Source organism: Gluconacetobacter entanii, from assembly GCF_003206495.1.
In the GTDB taxonomy this organism is placed as follows: domain Bacteria; phylum Pseudomonadota; class Alphaproteobacteria; order Acetobacterales; family Acetobacteraceae; genus Novacetimonas; species Novacetimonas entanii.
This window is the reverse complement of record NZ_NKUF01000028.1, coordinates 21,606-37,074: the sequence shown is the minus strand read 5'-3', so window position 1 is coordinate 37,074 and position 15,469 is coordinate 21,606. Positions and strand designations below refer to the sequence as shown.

11 protein-coding genes, 1 pseudogene and 1 riboswitch are annotated in these 15,469 nt (G+C 59.4%); of the genes and pseudogenes, 6 read left to right on the top strand and 6 right to left on the bottom strand.

Going from position 1 to position 15,469, the window contains the following annotated elements:
- Positions 1–287: pseudogene (locus CFR72_RS17830) on the top strand (hypothetical protein); the annotation flags it as partial.
- A gap of 721 nt (positions 288–1,008) precedes the next feature.
- Positions 1,009–2,631, top strand: a complete 1,623-nt coding sequence (locus tag CFR72_RS11745; RefSeq protein ID WP_110914126.1) for an ABC-F family ATP-binding cassette domain-containing protein — start codon at positions 1,009–1,011, stop codon at positions 2,629–2,631.
- A gap of 455 nt (positions 2,632–3,086) precedes the next feature.
- On the opposite strand, the gene CFR72_RS11735 is transcribed toward CFR72_RS11745, so the two are convergent.
- From CFR72_RS11735 to CFR72_RS11725, 3 genes are read right to left on the bottom strand one after another with little or no spacing between them, the layout of a single operon-like run.
- On the bottom strand, positions 3,087–3,872 hold the full coding sequence (locus CFR72_RS11735; protein WP_110914124.1) for a GIN domain-containing protein: 786 nt from the start codon (positions 3,870–3,872) through the stop codon (positions 3,087–3,089).
- Positions 3,873–3,890: 18 nt separating this feature from the next.
- Entirely contained in the window at positions 3,891–4,463 is a 573-nt protein-coding gene (locus CFR72_RS11730; RefSeq protein WP_110914123.1) for a DUF1700 domain-containing protein, read from the bottom strand.
- Between the two features lie 2 nt (positions 4,464–4,465).
- Complete coding sequence (locus CFR72_RS11725) at positions 4,466–4,948, bottom strand: PadR family transcriptional regulator (protein ID WP_244182274.1); 483 nt, start codon at positions 4,946–4,948, stop codon at positions 4,466–4,468.
- Between the two features lie 143 nt (positions 4,949–5,091).
- Positions 5,092–5,310, top strand: a riboswitch (cobalamin riboswitch).
- Positions 5,311–5,429: 119 nt separating this feature from the next.
- Here CFR72_RS11725 and CFR72_RS11720 point away from each other — a divergent pair.
- From CFR72_RS11720 to CFR72_RS11705, 4 genes are read left to right on the top strand one after another with little or no spacing between them, the layout of a single operon-like run.
- A complete protein-coding gene (locus tag CFR72_RS11720; RefSeq protein WP_110914121.1) occupies positions 5,430–7,529 on the top strand; it encodes a TonB-dependent receptor plug domain-containing protein in 2,100 nt (699 codons plus the stop codon).
- A gap of 10 nt (positions 7,530–7,539) precedes the next feature.
- Positions 7,540–8,370 carry an ABC transporter substrate-binding protein gene (locus CFR72_RS11715; protein ID WP_408869977.1) on the top strand — a complete coding sequence of 277 codons (831 nt, stop codon included), beginning with the start codon at positions 7,540–7,542 and terminating at the stop codon, positions 8,368–8,370.
- Positions 8,371–8,420: 50 nt separating this feature from the next.
- Positions 8,421–9,374, top strand: coding sequence for a FecCD family ABC transporter permease (locus CFR72_RS11710; RefSeq protein ID WP_408869978.1), 954 nt, complete (start codon positions 8,421–8,423; stop codon positions 9,372–9,374).
- Positions 9,371–10,129 carry an ABC transporter ATP-binding protein gene (locus tag CFR72_RS11705; protein ID WP_110914118.1) on the top strand — a complete coding sequence of 253 codons (759 nt, stop codon included), beginning with the start codon at positions 9,371–9,373 and terminating at the stop codon, positions 10,127–10,129. Before CFR72_RS11710 ends, CFR72_RS11705 begins: the two co-directional genes overlap by 4 nt.
- A gap of 78 nt (positions 10,130–10,207) precedes the next feature.
- On the opposite strand, the gene CFR72_RS11700 is transcribed toward CFR72_RS11705, so the two are convergent.
- From CFR72_RS11700 to CFR72_RS11690, 3 genes are all read right to left on the bottom strand, one after another.
- Positions 10,208–11,440 (bottom strand): pyridoxal-phosphate-dependent aminotransferase family protein, encoded by a 1,233-nt coding sequence (locus tag CFR72_RS11700; RefSeq protein ID WP_110914117.1) that lies wholly within the window; start codon positions 11,438–11,440, stop codon positions 10,208–10,210.
- A 213-nt stretch (positions 11,441–11,653) separates the two neighbouring features.
- Positions 11,654–13,930 (bottom strand): TonB-dependent receptor, encoded by a 2,277-nt coding sequence (locus CFR72_RS11695; RefSeq protein WP_227744368.1) that lies wholly within the window; start codon positions 13,928–13,930, stop codon positions 11,654–11,656.
- 148 nt (positions 13,931–14,078) lie between these two features.
- Positions 14,079–15,353 (bottom strand): cation:dicarboxylate symporter family transporter, encoded by a 1,275-nt coding sequence (locus tag CFR72_RS11690; protein ID WP_110914116.1) that lies wholly within the window; start codon positions 15,351–15,353, stop codon positions 14,079–14,081.
- Positions 15,354–15,469 lie beyond the last annotated feature (116 nt).

Below are 15,469 nucleotides of genomic sequence, written 5' to 3'. Positions count from 1 at the left end.
CGTTCATCCGACCAGCGGCGGCGGCGTTCAACGCCAATCAGGATTTCCTGGGTCATTCTTACCTCTCAAATGACGTCAATAACGACGTCGTTAACGACGTCGTTAACGACGGTAAGTTACCAGTCACAATCCTCAATCATAAGGCGGCCTCAAACGGCCGGTTACTGAGCATGATGACCTGCCGCAGTCTTTTTTCCTGCCATATAGGAATGGTCGTGGTGGCTTTCTGGCGTCGTTTCATGCGTGTCAGGGGACATCTGCATTTCCTTGCCATAGGCTTTGCCTGAATAACCAAAGCTGAACCCTAATGGCAGGGTTATCAATGCCATGGGTAATGACTGCCTGAGTGCAGGCAGGTGCAAATTCCAGTCAAGTCTGATCAACATGCCCAAACTGCTCCTGCATGTGGCGCACGACCTGCCTTCGACGCATATTCACTGGCGAACGAGGGCGAAATCAGCAACAATTAATGACGAACGAAAAAGTGCAATAAACTTAAAAACGAATTATATGTTGAATATAGAAAACAACAAGACGAAAGTTAAACAATAATATAACTATATTTAATAGTTATATGGAGCGCTGGAAAACCGGCACTGAAAGACGACTGGCGATCGGATCGGAAAATATGGTGCGCATGACCGCAAGGGCGGACAGTCCGCGGCTGCACTGCATCATTCTGTCAATGCCGGCGTATGCGAGGAGGCGCCATTTGAGGTGGTCTCCGGGGCGGCATGGACTGCATGACTCCAGTTTTCTGAACGTTCGGAGCATTCAGAACTTGCTGGCGTCCGAACTCTACGGGTGACATTACCGCGTCCCTGACGTGCCTGCGGTTCAGGGGGCAACCTGTCCGGTTTTGGACTGACAGGTGGCGAAGTGTCCGATTATTCCGGCATCGCTCCCCTGATGTAACTGCCGGTCGTCATCCCCGCTATTTACGATGCGTGGGGGGTGCGCGATAAGGGCGCTCCGGCTTTTCCTCTCTCCTTCGTTATCTGGGGTCCCATGATCCGTCTCGACAGTATCAGCAAGCATAACGGCCATCGCGTGATCTTTATCGACGCTTCGGCGGCACTGCGGCAGGGGGAGAAAATCGGGCTGGTCGGACCCAATGGGGCCGGCAAGACAACACTGTTCCGCTTGATCACGGGACAGGAGGAACCCGACGAGGGACAGGTCCTGATCGAGCGCGGCATCACCGTGGGTTTCTTCAACCAGGATGTGGGGGAGATGGCGGGCCGCAGTGCGGTTGCCGAGGTGATGGACGGTGCCGGACCCGTGGCCGTGATCGGGGCCGAACTGTCCAAACTGGAAGCGGCCATGGCGGACCCGGAGCGCTTTGACGAACTGGACACCATTCTCGAACGGTTCGGCGAAGTGCAAAGCCGTTTCGAGGAATTGGTCGGCTATGCGCTGGAAGGGCGCGCACGTGAAGTCCTGCATGGGTTGGGTTTCAGCCAGGAGATGATGGATGGCGATGTCGGACGCCTGTCTGGTGGATGGAAGATGCGCGTGGCGCTGGCGCGCATCCTGCTGATGAAACCGGACGTGATGCTGCTGGATGAACCGAGCAACCATCTCGACCTCGAAAGCCTTATCTGGCTGGAGCAGTTCTTGGCTGGCTATGACGGCGCCCTGCTGATGACTTCGCACGACCGGGCTTTCATGAACCGGATCATCAACAAGGTGATCGAAATTGACGGCGGCGTATTGTCAAGCTTTTCCGGCGATTACGAATTCTATGAACAGCAGCGCGCCCTGAACGAAAAGCAGCAGCAGGCACAGTTTGACCGTCAGCAGGCCATGCTCGCCAAGGAAGTCGCCTTCATCGAGCGTTTCAAGGCTCGGGCTTCCCATGCCGCACAGGTGCAGAGCAGGGTCAAGAAACTGGACAAGATCGATCGTATCGAGCCCCCGAAACGTCACCAGACCCTTTCCTTCACCTTCCCGCCAGCCCCCCGCTCGGGCGATGCGGTCGTCAACCTGCGCGGTGTGGACAAGGCCTATGGCAGCAAGGTCATCTACCATGATCTCGACCTGCTGATTCGCCGTCAGGAACGCTGCTGCGTGCTCGGCATTAACGGGGCTGGCAAATCGACCCTGCTGAAACTTGTCACCGGCACGACCGAACCGGACGCTGGAACGGTTACACTCGGCGGTAGCGTCAGGATGGGGTATTTCGCGCAGCATGCCATGGACCTGCTGGATGGCGATCTAACAATTTTCGAAACCCTGAACACTGCTTTCCCACTGGCTCCCCAGGGGGCGCTCCGGTCATTGGCAGGCAGCTTTGGATTCTCCGGCGATGACATTGACAAACTCTGCCGCGTCCTGTCTGGCGGTGAAAAGGCCCGCCTGGTCTTGGCCCTGATGCTGTTCGATCCGCCGAACTTCCTGGTGCTTGATGAGCCTACCAACCATCTCGATATCGCCACCAAGGAAATGCTGATCACAGCTCTGGCCGATTATGACGGCACGATGCTTTTTGTCTCCCATGACCGTCATTTTCTGGCCGCACTTTCCAACCGCGTCCTGGAACTCACGCCAGAAGGACTTCATCGCTACGACGGTGGCTACACGGAATATGTCGCCCGCACCGGCCGCGAAGCACCGGGCCTGCATGCATGAGGCTGCAAGCTGTGTCAGGACGGCATGGGGGCGATACGTCCGTGGATGTTGCGGCAGCGATGGCGCTGGCACCATGCCATGTTCGGACAGGACCGATGAAGTCGGGTTTTTATGATACGCATGATCATGCCGCGATGTGGTCTGGATAACCCGCGCCCGACCCATTAGAAACAGTGGGGATCAGGATCTACGGAGTAAGGCCATTGCTACAGAAACTTCAGGAAATCAATCATGACCGTACGCCTCTGGCGAATGCGGGGGTGTGCTTCTGCGTGATCGCCATGCTCGGTCTCGGGAACCCTTTTTGCCGGTTCGTACTGCATACCGACATGTCTTACCTGATGCCGTGGCTTCTGGCTGGCGTGGTGTCCTATTTCTTTTTGCCGTCCCTTATCCTGTGGATTGCAAGGGGGAAATCGTCCTGAAAATCGTTCGCCGGTCATTGTCCGGCGGATCTACATGGCGATTTTTTCCCCCTGTTCCTGATCTGTCGGGGAGGGGACTGGACGGGGACTGCTGACCTGCGCCGATGTGGCGTCGTGCGGGACGGAGATGGAACCAATGCCGCCAACCTCCTTGCTCAACGATTCAGGTACCCGTGTCAGTTTGACCGAGCCTGCCCCGTCTATGGAAATGACGGCATGACCGGTCGGGCCTGCGCGGACCGACCCGGCGCCAGTGACGGAGACATTCAGGTCCTTCACCTCCATGGCCGAAAGGTCAACGGAACCCGCACCGGCGACCGACAGTGTGACATTGTCGGCCTGTCCATTCCCCTTGACGCTGGTGGCGCCATTGATCGCCAGCGTGAGGGTGGATTGGTGGTAATCACGTAAATATAGTGATCCAAAACCATTAAGTTTCAAAGTATTGAGTTCTGGTGACGTGACAGTAACGGTCATCCTGTCATTGCGCCATCCAATATCATGGGGTTTATTCCCCTGCATATCCAGACTATCCCCATTCAGCGCGACGGCACGCACCAGACGCTCCGATCCCGTGACGGTGATGCTACTTTGCGGGGCTTGCTGATAGATCACGCGCGCGAGCAGGTTGATCGAAAGCATATGCCCACCCGGCCACGGCAGGACGCGGGTTTCGGCAGGGGAGGAGATGGCGTCACCTGTCCCGTCAAACATGGAGAATGGAAATCCCAGCGGGACACGGGACGATGCGATACCGAAACATGTCAGTGACAGGGCGGCCCCGCCCAGCGCAATCATTGTAATACCGCGGATCATGACTGTAATTCCTTACACTCAGGCAGGAAAAGAGGGGGCTATCAGTCGATAGTGCGCGCGACCATAGCGGACGAGGAGATTGACCATCCCGACGGTAAAAAGGACACATAACGCCATGAGGGACGCCCCGCCACTTGCCAGTCCAAGGCTGACCAGCAGGCCCTGAAGCCAGTCGCCGCCGAAGTCCGGGGCAAGGTGGACAACAGCCAGCGGCAGGAGAAGGCTGCCGACCAGGCAGATGGTAATCCCGGTGACAAAAAAGGCCAGATCCAGTGCCGCCAGTGTCGTCAGCACCGGAAGCACGACAAGAAGGTCCACGGCCGCCAGACCGAATACTCCCACGACCGCGCCCAGCGCATTCGTCAGGTTCCGTTCATCCTCCCACCGGCGCAACCCCGTTTCGGCCCGCAATTCGCGGGCCAGACGCACAGGATCACCCAGAGCAGCGGCAATATCGCCATCGGATCGGCCTGCGGCATGCCCTTCATCGAAATGCGTTTCATATTCAGAAACGATATCATCAATCACATGCCGCGGCAGCCCTCTGAGGCCAGCGCGCAATTGGTCAAGGAACATCTGTCTGCTGTTCATGGCTATATGTTCCCGGTGTTTTTCTGCACGGTGAGCGAGGGGGACCTGCGCGTGTCCGCAGGTTCCGCAGGTGAAGAAGATGGTTCAGTCGCACTGTCGGATGCGGGGGGAACGCCAAGGATGGCGGACACCGCCCGGGTAAAGGTCGTCCATGCCCTGCGCTGTGCATGCAGGCTTTCACGTCCTTTTTCCGTCAGGGTATAATATTTTCGCGGTGGACCAGACGAAGATTCAACAAAATATGTCGAAACAAGCCCATCTTTCTGCATTCGCCGCATGAGGGGATAGATGGTGCCCTCGCCCATTTCTATGGCATCGGACAATCGGCTGGCGATGTCATAGCCGTAGGAATCAGCCTGCGACAACAGGGCCAGTACGCATGGTTCCAGCACGCCCTTCTTGAATTGAACAAGGTTGGGTTCCACAGCCTTTCCAGTTTTCAGACCGCTCGCGCATCTTTTCAGGGACGTTCGACCATAGGCCATAAGAATTCATAGACAGTTACCTTATAGTAACCAGAACCATTCATTGCAAGGTACCTGTTTTGAAATTTCTGTTTCGTGTCCGGTGCGGGTGGCGAAGTGGCGGAAGGCCCATGGAAGGCCGGGTTGACAAGACCGCCCCATCCGATCAGAACCGTCCCGACGGTGTCCCCTTCCGGGGGGATGAAAAGGGAATGGAGTGCGGATTGCGATCCAATGCTCCTGCTGTCCCCGCAACTGTAAACGGTCTGGCCTTGCATTACCGGATGTTACCATCCGGGCCACTGGAAACCGCAGTTTTTCGGGAAGGTTGTGCAGGCCCCCACGCCGTGAGCCAGGAGACCTGCCGTCATGATGGTTGCGACCGGGAACTGTCGGGCGGGGTATCCTGACGGTGTGGTGTTACGGGATCCCGTGCGGATCGGACGGCCTGTGGCAACGCGCTCTCGTGGCAACGATGATGTGACCGCGAGATCTGGACCAGATGAGTTTTTCCCGTAATCTGCTGATTGCCTCGACCATATTGATGACAGCGGGGGCTGCCATGGCGCATGCCGATACGGCCGCCGGGCAGGGCACGCCACAAAAACAGGCCGTCAGGCAGTATGTCATCCGGAATGGGAAATCGAAGGCGGTTGTCTTGCCGGGAACTGATGGCCTGCCCGACCAGATCAGCGTGAGTGCCGCGCGCAGGCCGACATCCGCCGATGATATCGGCACCAGCATGACCATCATCACCGAAAAGCAGATCCAGACCCAGCAACGGCGCAGCCTGACGGACATCCTGACACGCCAGCCCGGCCTGAACGTGGTGCAGACGGGCGGGGCGGGTGGTGCCTCCTTCATCTACATGCGTGGCAATAATCCCAACGAGGTCAAGGTCCGCCTTGATGGCATGGACATCAATGACGGCAGTTCCTCAACTGGTGCATTCGATGCCGGTCAGTTCGTGACCGATGGCATGGGACGGATCGAGATCCTGCGTGGTCCGCAAAGCGGCCTGTATGGCGCGGACGCCATGGCGGGGGTCATCGACGTCACCACGGCGCAGGGACAAGGGCGTTTCAGGCCGTTTGTCCGTATTGAGGGCGGTGGTTACGGAACCTTCAACCAGACCATTGGCGCACGTGGCGGTCAGGGGCGCTTTCATTACAATGTTGAATTGTCCCATTACCGGATGGAGGGATTCAATAATATCCCATCCTATATCGAACGGTATTATGGCGCCGACCATCAGCAGCGGCACGAAGGCAACCGCAATGACAACCGGAGCGCCAATATCAGGCTGGGCTATGACGTGACCCGCAATCTTGACCTTGGCCTGACGGCGCGCCTGGTGCAGGGCAACAATCATTCCTATTCATTGTATGACCTGCAGAGTGAAAATCTGTACGGTGATAAAGGTGTGCGGGAACAGACCAGCCAGAATGAGGCCATCGTCCGCGGGACGGCGCATCTGGTGTCCTTCCACGGGCTTTTTGATCAGGTGCTGGGCCTTGGTTACATGACCAACCGCAACCGCTGGACGGAGACGGGGACAAGTTATGGCAGTCCGGTCAACCCCGATCCGGATTATTACCGCTCCAGCCGACTGAAGGTGGACTGGCACGGCACGTTCGATTTCAAACGGTATGGCCAGTTGCTGATCGGTGCCGAACATTTCCATGATACGTTCAATACCAGCCATACGGCCGCCGACATGTGGGATAGCGGATATGATACATCCGCCAGCATGGATACGACCGCAGGTTACGGGCAGTATCAGGGAAACTGGAAGCACATCCTCTATGGTGCGGCCAATATCCGCTATGACGCCAATTCACGCTACGGCAACCATGTGACATGGCGTATCGCGCCCGCAATCCATGTGCCCGGCAGCGGAACCATCATCAAGGCCAGCGCCGGTTCGGGCTTTCATGGCCCCTCCCTGTACCAGCTTTTCGTCAATCAGGTGGGTGTCGGTTATTCGGAAAAAGGCAATCCCGACCTGAAGGCCGAGCAGTTGATCGGCTATGACGCGGGGGTGGAACAGAAACTGCTGCATGACCGCCTGAATTTTGGTGCGACATGGTATGACAACAGGGTCCGGAACCTGATCCAGTCCTCCCTGTCGATAGATTCTTCGTATGACTACAATTATTCCTACGCCAATGTCGCAAAGGCACGGATGTACGGGGTGGAGGCCTTTCTGGACTGGAAGGCGCTCAGCAGCCTTGAGTTCAACCTGAGCTATACCTGGACCCATACCCGGGACGAGACGACCCATGACGAACTCCAGCGTCGCCCGCAGCACAAATTCAATTTCAACACGACATGGACCCCCATCCGTGACCTGACATTTTCGGGGAACATCCTGTATACGAGCAGTTGGCGTGACCTGCCGGTCATCGGCAGCGAGTCCTGCAGCACATGCGGCAGGGGGCATGGATATTTTACCATCGACGTGGCCGCGAATTATAAAATCAACCGCTATGTTTCCGTCTATGCCCGGGCGGACAACCTGTTGAACTGCCAGTTTGAGGAGCCAATCGGCTACCTGCAACCCGGTCGTGCCGGTTATGGCGGGTTTACGCTGAATTACTGACATGAAAGGCATGGTGGCAGCAGTTGTGGCCGGTTTCCTGGCCTGTGTCCCATTGACGCAGGCATGGGCGCTGCCGCGCGTGGCCTCGCTGAACCTCTGCACCGATCAGTTGCTGCTGCTGCTGGCCGAACCGGGGCAGATCGTGGGGGTCACGCCACTGGCCCGGGACTGCTGGAACGCGGTATTGTGCGAACAGGCGCAGCATGTTCCGATCCTGCGGCCCACGGCGGAAAATATCGTGGCGTCCCATCCCGATGTCGTGCTGGGCGGCGTCTATACGGCGGCCGTTGCGATGCAGGCGGGACGGGATGTGGGCGCGCAGGTGATCGCACTGCCGCCTGCCAGGTCCCTGACGGATATTCCGGCCCAGATCATGACGGTCGCCAATGCCATCGGCGTGCCTGAACGGGGACGGCAACTGGCCACTGCCTTTGCCACGCGCCTGGCCTCCCTTCCGGTCGGGCGCAGTCCCACCGATCCCACGGCGGCGGTCTATGCCGCCAATGGGTTTGTCACCCATGCCGGATCGCTTCCGGATGATGTCCTTGCCCATGCGGGATTTCGCAATTACGCAACGCTCATGGACCATCAGGCCTCTTCACGGTTTTCCATGGAACTGCTGATCGCACGACCGCCCGACCTGCTGATCCTTGACCGTTCTGGGAAGGGGACGTCCCTTGCGCAGTCCATGCTGGACCATCCGGCGCTGAAGGAGGCCTTTGCCGGCCCCCATCATCTGGACCTGCCCGCGCGACTATGGCTGTGTGGCCTGCCGCAGACACTCGACAGTGTCGTCATGTTGCGTACCGCGCGCCACAACCTTGAAATGTCCGCCCCGTGAAATCAGCCCCTAAAATCCTGCTGCTGAATGTCGTGCTCCTGACTGGCGTTATGGGACTGTTTGGCGCGTCGCTCATGTGGGGGGAAACCCGCATCATGTTTTCGCATGCGCTGGCGGACATTCTGGCGGGACGGCATGGCGCCGGGGCGATTATTGTGGGGCAACTGCGCCTGCCGCGCACCCTGCTGGCCATCATGGTGGGCGGGACGCTGGGCCTGTCGGGCGCCGTGTTGCAGGGATATCTGCGCAATCCGCTGGCCGATCCCGGCATTCTGGGGGTATCGGGTGGGGCGGCGCTCGGGGCGGTCAGCGTGTTCTATACCGGCCTCATGCAGGTTTCCATCGCGGCCCTGCCGCTGGGGGGGCTGACGGGCGCGCTGTGTGCGGCCGTCGTGCTGATGGGACTGGTGGGACGCGGCGGCACGCTGGTGCTGCTGCTGGCGGGGGCGGCGCTCAGCAGTTTTGCGGCGGCCCTGACTGCGCTGGTGCTGAACCTTGTGCCCAGTCCCTATGCGTCATTCGAGATCATGCACTGGCTCATGGGGTCGCTGACGGACCGGACCTTCACCCATGTCTGGATCTGCCTGCCGGGTGTGGTGTGCGGCACGCTGCTTATGCTGTCCGCGGGGCGCGCGCTGGATGCGCTGACACTGGGGGAGGACGTGGCGGAGAGCCTTGGTTTCCGGCTGCATGGCCTGCGGGGCATCCAGACGCGGATCGTGCTGGGGGCGGCGCTGGCCGTGGGATCCTGCGTGGCGGTTTCGGGGGCGATCGGTTTTGTGGGGCTGGTGGTGCCGCACCTGCTGCGGCCGCTGACGGGATATCAGCCGTCACGTCTGCTTGTGCCGTCCTTCCTGGGGGGCAGCCTGCTGCTGCTGCTGGCGGACATGGTGGTGCGTCTGGTGACGGTCGGACCTGAACTGCAACTGGGCGTGCTGACGGCGCTGGTGGGGGCGCCGGTTTTCTTCGCCCGGGTCATCATGCTGAAAAGAGCCGCATCATGATCCTGCTGCAGGCACGTGATGTCTCGCTCCGGCGTGGGGATCGGGCTGTCGTCTCGGCCGCGTCCCTGACCCTTGCGAAGGGACGGGTCATTGGCCTGATCGGGCCGAATGGCGCAGGCAAAAGCACCTTCATGCGCCTGCTGGCGGGGCTGGAGCCCCCCGATTGCGGGGATATCCGGCTCTTGGATCGCGGCATGGGTCAGGTCCCCCCGGCGCTGCGCGCCCGGCAGCTTGCCTTCATCGCGCAGGATGGGGGGACACCACCGCCCATGCCGGTGCGCGCGCTGGTGGCACTCGGGCGTCTGCCGCATGGGCAGGTCAATGACCATGCCGCCCGTCACCCGGCGGTGGACCATGCCCTTGGGGTCACCGGCCTGCTGGACCTGCACACCCGCCCGGCCAGTCACCTGTCAGGGGGGGAACGGGCGCGCATGCACCTGGCGCGCGCGCTGGCGACCGACACGCCGGTCATACTGGCCGATGAGCCGATCGCGGCACTCGACCCGGCGCATGCCCTGTCCATGATGCAGCTTTTCCGCCAGCAGGCGGGGCAGGGGAAGGGGATCGTCATCGTGCTGCATGATCTGGTGCTGGCGACCCGCTTCTGTGATGAACTGGTTCTGATGGATGATGGTGCCGTCATCCGTCATGGCCCAGCCACGCAGGTGCTGGATGATGACATCATGCGCACGGTTTATGGGGTCACGGTCCGGCGGGTCGAAAATGCGGTGCTGCCATGGACCCTGTGTCGCTAGCATGTGCAGCATGTCGCGTCATTCCGCCTCCTGACATCCTGCGCCGCATAGCCCGGGATACAGGCCATGATGGCGGCCTTATTCCTTCTGGTAAGTCGCCAGTGCGGCATCAACCCCCGCGCCTGCGGCAAAGGCATGACCTTCGCCGCGCAGCACGGCTTCCAGCGCGCCGAGGGTGAGCAGCACCTTCGATTTCTCCGCATTGTAACCCATGGCCCCGATGCGCCAGATCCGGCCCTGCAACGGGCCGAAGGCGGAACCGATTTCGATCTCGAAATCCTCGCGCATGCGGGCGCGCACCTTCTCGCCATCAACGCCCTTGGGGATGCAGACGCCGGTCACGTTGGTCATGCGGCACTCATCCCCCACGAACAGGTCCAGACCCATCGCGCGCAGGCCGGCGCACATCGCGCGGGACGCACGGGTATGGCGGGCAAAACGGGCCTGCAATCCTTCTTCCAGCACAATGCAGGCGGCCTCGCGCGCGGCGTAGAGCATGCTGGTCGCCTCGGTATGGTGGTTCAGGCGCCGTTCGGACCAGTAATCCATGATCATGGCGAGGTCGAAATAGTTGGACGGGATACGCGCACGCGTACCATCGCGCATGTCGCTGCTGCGGATTCCGGCCTCGACATGGCGACGGGCGAAGATATGTTCCGCCGCGCGGTCGGAAATGGTGACAGGTGCCGAACCCGGCGGTCCCCCCATGCATTTCTGCAGGCCCCCGCTGACCACGTCCACGCCCCAGCGGTCGGTTGCAACCTCCATGCCGCCCAGCGTGGCGGTGGTGTCAACATAGGACAGCACATCGTATTTGCGGCACAATGCCCCCACGCCATCCAGTGGCTGGGCCATGGTGGTGGACGTATCGCCATGGATGCAGGCCAGCACATGCGGGCGATGGGTGAGGATCGCGTCCTCGATCTGTTCCAGCGTCGCGACCTCGCCCCATGGAATGTCCAGTGTTGCGATTTCCGCGCCGTTCCGCTGCGCAATTTCGGACAGCAGCAGCCCGAAACGACCCGCACGCACGATCAGCAGCGTCATGCCCGGTTCAACCAGTGAGACCAGCGACGCCTCGATCCCGGCGCGGGCCGTGCCGTCCACAAGGAAGGTCCAGCGGTTTTCGGTCATGAAAACCTGACGGTAGAGGTCCATCGTCTGGTTCATGTAGCCCGTCATCTCCGGGTCGAACTGGCCAAGCATGTCGGCGGCCATGGCGCGAAGGACGCGCGGGTGTGCATTCACCGGCCCCGGCCCCATCAGAAGCCGGGCGGGAGGATTGATCTGGCCGTAAAATGTCTGGGTCATCCGAAACGTCTCTCAAAAAGTCCGATAAAGCCAATCTTTGCCCGCAGGGCCTTGTCCGTATCCGCATCGGTCATGCGAACCGGTCAGCAGCACCTGCCCCCGTAGCGTGTGACCGCACGGGGACCGCAGGTGTCGTTTCCATCATGCATCCGTATGAATATTTCCTGCCTTTTGTGCCGTTACCAGAACCCGACCTCACTACGTCCTGATGGGTCAGTAAGTGTAGTTGATCCGCGCGCCCACGAAGCGCGGGTTCCCCGGAATGACGGAGTAGAAAGTGGACTGCGTGCCACCTGACAGCCAGTAATGCCGGTCGGCAAGGTTCTGCCCGTAAACGGTCACGGACCAGTGCTGCTGCGGGGCGGAGAATGTCAGGAAGCTGTTGACCAGAAAATAGGCGGGAGCACGATAATACCCGCCATAGCCGATATATTGCGGCTGGGTCTGTGCGCCACGGTAGCTGTAATCGACATCAAACGTCATGCGGTAGTTGCGCAGTACTTTCCATGTATAGGTTGCGGACCCGCTGAGCGTCAGGTTGGCCAGTCCCATGGAGGCGCCATTGTAATTGGTATTGACCGCCGTCCATTGCCCGGTCGCATTATACAGGTCCGTGGTGGCGGATTTGTTGACGCCTTGGTACTGGCTGTACACGCCGTGCTGGTAGCCGAAATTCTGCGTCAGCGTCATGCCGCGGAAGGGGCGGACCATCGCATTGAATTCCGCGCCATAGATATAGGAGCGCGGCGCATTAACATACGTGCCTTCCGTGCCATATTGCGGCACGACAATCGTGCCCAGAAGCTGCTGGTCACGATAATCATAATAGAAACCGGCCGCATTGAAGCGGATACGGTCATGCATGAAGGAGGTCTTGAACCCGCCTTCGTAGCTCAGCACCTGTTCGGGCTTGAAGGGACGCAACTGCGCGGAGACGCTCGTCATGTTGGCCGAGAACCCGCCGGGCTTGAAACCACGGCGGAAATCGACATAGGTCATGATGTCGGGCGTGACCTGGTATTCCAGTCCCACCCGGCCGGAAAACTGGTTGGCCAGTGCACCGCTGGATCCGAATGACTGGATTTTCGGCGCACCTGTGCCCTCATAGGTCGTACCCACCAGGTTCAGAAGCTGCCGATCATCGGATTCATGGCTGATCGCACCAATCAGACGCAGTCCGCGTACCAGACGGTACGAAAGCTGTGCGTACTGGTTGAATGTCTGTTCATCCTGCCCGTAGTCGGTCTTGTAGAAATATTTGCCATCATCACTCGATGCATAGCGATCCGACATGTCATACCAGAAATTGTCATGCGTCCGGCCGCGATTGTAGTACATTCCCACCAGCCACTGCAGGCGGTCCGCCGGATTGCGCGATTGCAGGTTTATTTCCTGCGAAAAGAAGTTGGTCTGGTTGTTGCGGTACATATTGCCATAGGCGAGCGCCGTATTGGTCTGGTCAGACAGTTCATGTTCGTCCAGTGCTTCATACGCGCTGGTGGATGTCAGTTTGCCCCAGTTGAATTCCTTGGTGAAACGAATATTCACCCCCCATGACAGGTTGTTTTCACGCGGCTTCTGGTTGGCCGGGTTGATTCCGATGGCATTGGCGAACTGCTTGCTCAGGCCCCAGTTGGTCTGCATCAGGTCCGTACTGGCCGGCACGCCATAACTGTTGACCATCACCGCGCCCGCCGGGGCATCCGACTGGTCGGTGCTCCAGTGCCCGCCAACGTCGAGGCGCATCGTATCATCAATCTGCCATTTCAGCTTGCCGCGCAGGGCGCCGATATCCGCGTTACCATAACCGACCCCCTGGCTGTTATGCTGGAAGCCGCCACCTGTCATCGACATGCCCGAAATGCGGTATGAAACCGAACGCGATATCGGCCCGGAGATGTAGCCCTCCACACGGTTGCGGCCGTAACTGGCGATATCTTCCGTCACGCCCGCATGAAACTGTGGTGTGGGATCGGCCGTGTGGAAGTTGATTTCGCCGCCGGTGGTGGTCATGCCATGCGTAAAGCCGGACTGTCCCGGATTTACCGAAACATTGTCCATGTCATACATGATCGCGGATGTCATGACCGTGACGGGCAGGGCAACGCCATCGACATACGGCATGACAGAGGGAATGTTGTTCTGTGTCAGATCCGCCATCCCCACGCCGCGCAGCATGAAATTCAGGCCGGCAGACCCGTTGGATGGCTGGATGCTCAGGTTGGGCGCAACCCGGATCAGGTCCGTCATGGCCCGCACGTTCCGTTCCACCAGTTCCGTGCCCGTTATGTGCGTCGCGGAATCCGGCACATGCTGTTCCTGTCGGAACTTTACCGCGCGCGCCGTGCTGACCTTGATGCTTTCCGGCGCGGCAGGGGGCGTGGCGGCATGACCCCTGTGTGAACCCGGCGCGGGTGTTGGACGGGTGTGTGGGCCGGTGGCCTTCTGCACCGCCATCGGTGTCGCGGCGGAAAGAGACGAGACCTGCATGATTGCAATACAGGAAACCGATGCCGCAAGTCCCAGACGTGATTTTACGAAGAATAGACAGGATGACATGAGGTGCCTCGTCTTGTAACGTTATTTTTCCATCGTCAATAAGAAGAACAGTTTTTGTCCCGGATTGGAGTTTTTTACTTTATTTGGATAAGGGGGCGCGGGCCTGCCGCAGGGCGCGCTGTGTGGCGACGCCATCAAGACGTCCCTCCCATTTCGCGATCACAAGGGTTGCGACACAGTTCCCCATGATATTGCCCACCGCGCGGGCAATCCCGACGAACCAGTCCACCGCAACCAGTAAAACCAGTCCTGCTTGTGGAATTTCCGGCACGACCGCCAGTGTCGCGGCCAGAATGACAATCCCGACCCCGGGCACGCCGTGGGCGCCCTTTGACGTGACCAGGGCGGTGCCCGTGACCAGGAAAATCTGTGTCCATGTCAGGTGAATGCCGGATGTCTGGGCCAGAAACAGCACCGCAAGCCCGAGATATATGGAAAGCGCATCCAGGTTGAAGGAATATCCCGCCGGAATGACCAGTCCCACGACATCACGCTGGACGCCAATGGCGACAAGTTTTTCCATGATCTGCGGAAGTACCGCATCTGATGATGTCGTCGCCATGACAACCGCCAGTTCCGCGCGCAGGTACCAGATGAAGGAGAAAATACCGACCCCGCACAGGCGCAGCAGGACGCCAAGCCCGACAAGGACGAACAGGATGACCAGCAGGAAATACAGCCCGACAAAGTCCCCAAGCTGTCCCATGGAGCGCATGCCGAAATGCCCGACCGTATAGGCAACGGCCCCCAGCACCCCAAGCGGGGCGACCCGGATGACCATGCCCATGATGCGGAACAGGACAGTCGTGATTGAGTCGATCAGTACCGCCGCGGGGTTCCCCTGTTCCCCGGCGATCGACAGTCCACAGCCAAACAGGATTGCGAAAACAAGGATCTGCAACACATCATTATGGACAAACGCAGCAAGGGGAGTCTGGGGAACGAGATGAAGGACGAATCCCACAGGTCCATCATTGCGCAGGGCCGCCGCACTTTCCCCGAACTGTGACGCCGGGCCTTGTGTCAGCGTACCGGCGTCGATATGCATTCCGGCCCCGGACTGAAACACGGCCGCCGTTGCCAAGCCAAGGCACAGGGCGATGGTGGTGACGGCTTCAAAATAGACCAGAGCCTTCAGGCCGATCAGACCCACCGTGCGCAGGCTGCCTGCACCGGCAATACCCTGTACCACCACGCAGAAGACAAGCGGCCCCACAAGCATGGAGATCAGCCTGAGGAACAGGTCACTCAGCGGTTTAAGCAGCACCGCAACATCCGGGGTTGCAAGGCCAGACGCGATGCCGAGCACGGTTGCCAGCACAATCTGGAAAAACAGCGATCGGCAAAAACGCATCTTGTTACACTCTACAGCTTTCCAGATGCCGGTGTTTGGTTGCCAGCATCCTTGAACATCAAATGGTCTATCAAAAACCCGACTGCAAAGAATACAATCTTGCATACAAGATATAA